The sequence below is a fragment of the Nocardioides sp. P5_C9_2 genome (assembly GCF_054049555.1).
In genome coordinates this window covers 1-4,980 of the sequence record NZ_JBFUMD010000295.1, presented here as the reverse complement: position 1 = coordinate 4,980, position 4,980 = coordinate 1, and the positions used below count along the sequence as shown (strand labels likewise).

Below are 4,980 nucleotides of genomic sequence, written 5' to 3'. Positions count from 1 at the left end.
TCGCCGTAGTTGCCCCAGATGTAGGTCCAGTTGACCAGGAACGAGCCCTCGTCGCTGCCGAAGGTGGTGCCCGCGGTGCCCTCGTTGGACACCGAGAGGTCGGGCGGTGCGGCCTTCGAGTCGGCCAGCTTCTGGATGACCCGGGCGGCCTCCTTGCCCGCGGGGGACGCGATGTCGATCTGGGCGTCGGCGCCCTTGTCGGTCTCCGAGGCGATCTCACCGCCCGCGCCCGAGATCAGGGCGTTGATCCACACGGAGTAGCCCTCGTACTTGTTGGCCTGGACGCCGATCTTCCCGCCGTTGTCGCTGGCGGCCTTGATGATCTGGTCCCAGGTGACCGGCTGGCCCATGTCGATGCCGGCCTTGTCCACGAACGACTTGCGGTACCAGAGCACCTGCGTGTTGGACCAGAACGGTGCCACGACCAGCTGGTCCTCCCAGGTCGCGGCGGCGCTCGCACTCTCGAACGCCTGCGCCTTGAACTTGTCCTGCAGGTCCTGGGGGATCTCGGCCAGGTAGCCGGCGTTGGCGAATTCGGCCGTGAACGGCGGGTCGACGCTCATCAGGTCGATCTCCGGATCCCCCGCGGCGAGACGCCGTGCCAGCTGGATGCGCTGCTGGCTGGAGTCCTGGGGCAGGACCTCGACGTCGATCGAGTACTCGTCGGTCGAGCAGGCCTTGGCAACTGCCTCCTGGCCGCCCGCATCGGGGTTGATGTACCAGGTGAGCTCGGGCTTTCCGCCGTCGTCACCCGAGCACGCGGCGAGCGATGCGGTGCAGACGATCGCGGCCGCGGTGGCCACGACCTTTCGTGATGCCCGACGCCTTGAACGGCGCCCTGAGGGACGGTTCATGCGCTCCTCCTGTTGTGGTGTAGGTCACGTCTAGTCCTTGCGGCGGCATTTGGCAAGGCGGTGCCACCCGTGCGGGGTCTCAATCCCTTAACGGTGGCGGGAGTCGGCGCGGTCCGCCGTGCGGCGGATCGCGTCGACGAACGTGTCGAACAGCTGCTCGGGCATGTCGTGGCCCATGCCCTCGATGAGCAGCAGCTCCGTGCCGGGAACGGCGGAGGCCGTGGCTCGGCCGCCCGAGACGTGGACCATCTTGTCCGCGAGCCCGTGGATCACGAGCGCCGGGATGCCCAGGGAGCGGAGGGCCACCGTGCGGTTGGGCTGCGTGACGATGGCCAGCATCTGGCGCATCACGCCACTGGCGGAGAAGCCGCGGTCGAAGGTCTCCTCGGCCCGTCGGCGCCGGGTCTCGGCGTCGGTGGAGAAGCCGGGGGAGCCGATCACCTTCCACATGGCCGAGCTGGACTGCACGTAGGCCTCACGCCCCGGCCTGCGGGGGGYCACCAGCATCGGCAGCAGCTGGGGGCTCTGCCAGCCGACGGTGCGCCGTCCGGTGGTGGACATGATGCTCGACATGGACAGCACCCGCGCGGGGGCCGTGACGGCCATCGTCTGGACGATCATGCCGCCCATGGAGACGCCGACGACGTGCGCGGCGGCGAGGCCGAGATGGTCCAGCAGGGCCAGGCCGTCACCGGCGAGGTCGTCGAGCGAGTACGGCGTCCGCGCCCGGCCGGTGGTGAACGCCCGGAGGAGCTGGGCGCGTCCGACGCGGGCCCGCACCTTCGTCGAGCGGCCCGTGTCGCGGTTGTCGTAGCGGATGACGAAGAAGCCCGCCCGCGCGAGGCGCTCGCAGAGGTCGGTGTCCCACCACGTCATCGGGCCCCCCAGGCCCATCACCAGCAGCAGCGGGTCGTCGTCGGGGGAGCCGAAGGTCTGGTAGCACAGCTCGATCCCCGGACTGACCGGGGCGAAGAGCTCGTCGGACACCCGCACCTCACCCAAGGGCTGGTCGGGCTCGGAGGGCCGGGCGGTGGACATGCTCCCCAGTCAACAACAGGTGCGGAGGCGAAGGCGGTCGTCCACCCCCAGGTGGGCGATTTGCGTGCCGCATCCCGGGTGCCGGGCGACCCGGACGCTACGTTTGTTGATGTGACCACGACCACACTCGCCGACTTCCTGCGGCCGGAGGGCTTCGAACGCCCCCTGGCCCGGGCGGTGCTGGGTGAGGGGCGAGTCGTGGGCGAGGCCGGACGCTATGCCCTGGCCGCGGTGGGCCACCGCGGGCGGCGGGGTGCGGCGTACTGGGAGCGGACGCTGCCACGCAACGACGACCCCGTGCTGCTGGTCCCGGGCTTCATGGCCGGCGACGGGTCCCTGGGCCTGATGCGCCGGGCACTGGTGCAGCAGGGCTTCCGGGCCTACCGCTCGCAGATCCACGCCAACGTCGGGTGCACCCTCGGCGCCTCAGCGCTGCTCGAGGCGAGGCTGGAGTCGATCGCCCAGCGTCGCGGGTCGCAGGTGCGCATCGTCGGCCACAGCCTGGGCGGGATGCTCGCGCGCGGCGTCGCGGCCCGGCGCCCCGACCTCGTCTCCGGCCTCGTGACCCTGGGGAGCCCAGTGCTGGCGCCCGGTGCCCACCACGTGAGCCTGTCGGCCAGCGTGGCGCTCCTCGTGCGACTCAGCCGCGCCGGGGTGCCGGGACTGATGTCGCAGGACTGCGTCGCCGGCGCCTGCGCGCGCCGCAGCTTCGACGACGGGCGCGCCGCGCTGCCCGCGGGCGTCGACTTCACCGCGATCTACAGCCGTCGGGACGGCATCGTCGACTGGCGGGCATGCATCGACCCGGCCGCGCTGGCGGTGGAGGTGCGGGCGTCGCACGTGGGCATGGCGGTCGACCCGCGGGTCATGACCGAGGTCGTGCGGGCCCTGCGCCCCGGGGCGTCAGTTGTCGAAGTCGATCGCGGAGAAATCGCGTAGCTTCGAGAGCTGGTGCTCGGAGGAGATCCGGCGGATCGTGCCGCTGCGCGAGCGCATGACCAGCGAGTCGGTGGTCGCCCCGTCGGCGCGGTAGCGCACCCCACGCATCAGCTCGCCGTCGGTGATGCCGGTGGCGACGAAGAAGCAGTCGTCCCCGGTGACCAGCAGGTCGGTGTCGAGCACGAAGTCGGGATCGAGGTCGTGGCCGGCGTCGAGGGCCTTCTGGCGCTCGTCGTCGTCCTGGGGCCACAGGCGGCCCTGGATCACACCGCCCAGGCTCTTCATCGCGCAGGCCGCGATGATGCCCTCCGGAGTGCCGCCGACGCCGAGGAGCAGGTCGACCCCGGTGTCGGGACGGGCGGCCATGATCGCGCCGGCGACGTCGCCGTCCTCGATGAACTTGATGCGCGCCCCGGTCTGCCGGATCTCCTCGACGAGCTGGGCGTGCCGGGGGCGGTCGAGCAGCACGACTGTCACGTCGTGGGCCGAGCTGCCCTTGGCCTTGGCCACCCGGTGGATGTTCTCGGCGACCGGCAGGCGGATGTCGACGACGTCGGCGGCCTCCGGGCCGGTGACCAGCTTCTCCATGTAGAACACCGCGGACGGGTCGTACATCGAGCCGCGGGGGGCGACCGCGAGCACCGCGATCGCGTTGTTCATGCCCTTGGCGGTCAGGGTGGTGCCGTCGATCGGGTCCACCGCGACGTCGCACTCGGGACCGGTGCCGTCGCCCACCTGCTCGCCGTTGTAGAGCATCGGGGCGTTGTCCTTCTCGCCCTCGCCGATCACCACGGTGCCACGCATGCCGATGGTGGAGATCATCACCCGCATCGCGTTGACCGCGACGCCGTCGGCGTCGTTCTTGTCACCGCGCCCGACCCAGCGGCCCGCCGCCATGGCGGCCGCCTCGGTGACCCGCACCAGCTCCAGGGCGAGGTTGCGGTCGGGCTTCGGCACGGCGTCGCTCGGCGTCATGGGCGCATGCTAGCGGCCCGCATCGACGTGGCCGTACCGGCGCACGGCCGTGGCCTTCACCGACAGCCACACGTCGCGGCCCGGTGCGAGGTCGAGCTCGGCGGTGGCCTGGGGGGTCACGTCGGCGAGCAGCGGCGGGTCGGTCCCGACGAGCAGGCGTACGGCGTCGCCGTGCTGCTGCGCGCTGGTCACCGGGCCGGACCACGCCAACCGGGCGGAGCCGTCCGGCCGGTGCAGGCTCACGGTGACGTCCTGGGGCCGGAACGAGGTGAACCCGTCGTCGTCGCGCAGGAGGTTGAGACCGACCAGCCGGGCCACGTGCGAGGTGCGGGGGTGGGCCGCCACGTCGTCCGGGGTGCCCTGCTGGGCGACCCGACCCCCGTCGAGCACGACCACGTGGTCGGCCAGGGCCAGGGCGTCGAGCGCGTCGTGGGTGACGAGCAGCGTCACGCCGTCGTAGTCGCGCAGGTGCCGGGCCAGCTCGATCCGCAGCGCCATCGCCACGGTGACGTCGAGGCCTGCCATCGGCTCGTCCAGCAGCAGCAGCCGCGGCTCGGTGGCCAGGGCGCGGGCGATGGCCACCCGTTGGGCCTGGCCGCCCGAGAGCTCGCCCGGGCGGCGGTCGGCCAGGTCGGCGAGCCCCACCCGGGCGAGCCACTGCTCGGCCCGATGCCGGGCCTCGCGGCGCGAGACGCCCCGTGACCGGGGTCCGAACGCGACGTTGTCGCGCGCGGACAGGTGCGGGAAGAGCGCCCGGTCCTGGAAGACCAGCCCCACCTCCCGCTCGCGCGCGGAGCGGGGCAGCAGGTCCAGGTCGTCGAGGCGGGCACGACCGTCGGCGCGCACGAGCCCGGCGAGGGCGTGCACCACGCTGCTCTTGCCCGCGCCGTTGGGACCGATGAGGGCGATGACCTGGCCGGGCCGCCCGACGAAGGCGGCCCGGACCCTGCCGGGCACCTCGAGGTCGACGTCGAGCCCGGTCCCTGACCGGCTCACGGGGTCCCCAGCCATCGGTCCCTCAGGAGGAGCAGCACGGCCAGGGAGAACACGAGCATGACCAGGCTCATGGCCTGGGCGGCGCCCTGGTCGGACTGCCGGCTGACGTAGATGAGGATCGGCATGGTCTGGGTGGTGCCCGGGTAGTTGCCGTTGAAGGTGATCGTGGCGCCGAACT

Annotated in this window: 5 protein-coding genes and 1 pseudogene; 1 reads left to right on the top strand and 5 read right to left on the bottom strand. The window is 72.2% G+C overall.

Features of this window, described 5'->3' with window-relative positions; genetic code table 11:
* Positions 1-803, bottom strand: an 803-nt coding sequence (locus ACXJKL_RS14335; protein WP_457207719.1) for an extracellular solute-binding protein, incomplete at its 3' end; no start/stop codon positions are given.
* A 138-nt stretch (positions 804-941) separates the two neighbouring features.
* A complete protein-coding gene (locus tag ACXJKL_RS14330; protein WP_457207718.1) occupies positions 942-1,892 on the bottom strand; it encodes an alpha/beta fold hydrolase in 951 nt (316 codons plus the stop codon).
* Positions 1,893-2,003: 111 nt separating this feature from the next.
* Between ACXJKL_RS14330 and ACXJKL_RS14325 the strand changes: the two genes are divergently transcribed.
* Entirely contained in the window at positions 2,004-2,831 is an 828-nt protein-coding gene (locus ACXJKL_RS14325) for an esterase/lipase family protein (protein WP_457207717.1), read from the top strand.
* On the opposite strand, the gene glpX is transcribed toward ACXJKL_RS14325, so the two are convergent.
* The 3 genes and pseudogenes from glpX to ACXJKL_RS14310 all read right to left on the bottom strand — a co-directional run.
* Positions 2,796-3,806, bottom strand: a complete 1,011-nt coding sequence (gene glpX, locus ACXJKL_RS14320) for a class II fructose-bisphosphatase (RefSeq protein ID WP_457207716.1) — start codon at positions 3,804-3,806, stop codon at positions 2,796-2,798. The genes ACXJKL_RS14325 and glpX overlap by 36 nt on opposite strands.
* 9 nt (positions 3,807-3,815) lie before the next feature.
* Positions 3,816-4,802: a sulfate/molybdate ABC transporter ATP-binding protein gene (locus ACXJKL_RS14315; protein WP_457207715.1), complete on the bottom strand. Its 987-nt coding sequence runs from the start codon at positions 4,800-4,802 to the stop codon at positions 3,816-3,818.
* A pseudogene (locus tag ACXJKL_RS14310) lies at positions 4,799-4,980 on the bottom strand (molybdate ABC transporter permease subunit); the annotation flags it as partial. The gene ACXJKL_RS14315 and the pseudogene ACXJKL_RS14310, both read right to left, overlap by 4 nt.

Excerpts from the sequence above, each read along its gene's own strand:
- glpX (WP_457207716.1), bottom strand. The coding sequence starts at position 3,806 with ATGACGCCGAGCGACGCCGTGCCGAAGCCCGACCGCAACCTCGCCCTG.